At 60.8% G+C, this 378-nt stretch carries 1 protein-coding gene and 1 pseudogene; both read left to right on the forward strand.

Annotation, left to right across the window (positions count from 1 at the left end; translation table 11 throughout):
• A partial coding sequence (locus tag ACI2JH_RS19460; protein WP_404736984.1) for a ribosomal protein S19 family protein occupies nt 1-103 on the forward strand: 103 nt, incomplete at its 5' end.
• 12 nt (nt 104-115) lie between these two features.
• A pseudogene (rplV, locus tag ACI2JH_RS19465) lies at nt 116-378 on the forward strand (50S ribosomal protein L22); the annotation flags it as partial.

Genomic DNA, 378 nt, shown 5'->3' on the forward strand with positions numbered 1-378 from the left:
CCCGGTTCTCATCAACGAGAACATGGTCGGCCACAAGCTCGGCGAATTTGCCATCACCCGGACCTTCAAGGGTCACGGTGGTGACAAGAAGTCCGGCAAGTAAGGAGAGATGACAATGGAAGCGAAAGCCATTTTGCGCTCCGCACGCATCTCTGCGCAGAAAGCACGCCTGGTCGCTGACCAGGTGCGCGGCCTGCCTGCCGAGCGTGCGGTCAACCTGCTGAAGTTCTCGGACAAGAAGGCTGCCCACCTGATCAAGAAGGTGGTGGAGTCGGCTATTGCAAATGCCGAGAACCCCCCGGGCGCTGACGGGGTCGCGCTGAGGGGCCAGACCATCATGGTAGATGAAGGTGCGACCCGGTAGCGTTGCATGGCGCG

Source organism: Stenotrophomonas sp. NPDC078853, from assembly GCF_044901215.1.
Classification (GTDB): Bacteria; Pseudomonadota; Gammaproteobacteria; order Xanthomonadales; family Xanthomonadaceae; genus Stenotrophomonas; species Stenotrophomonas lacuserhaii.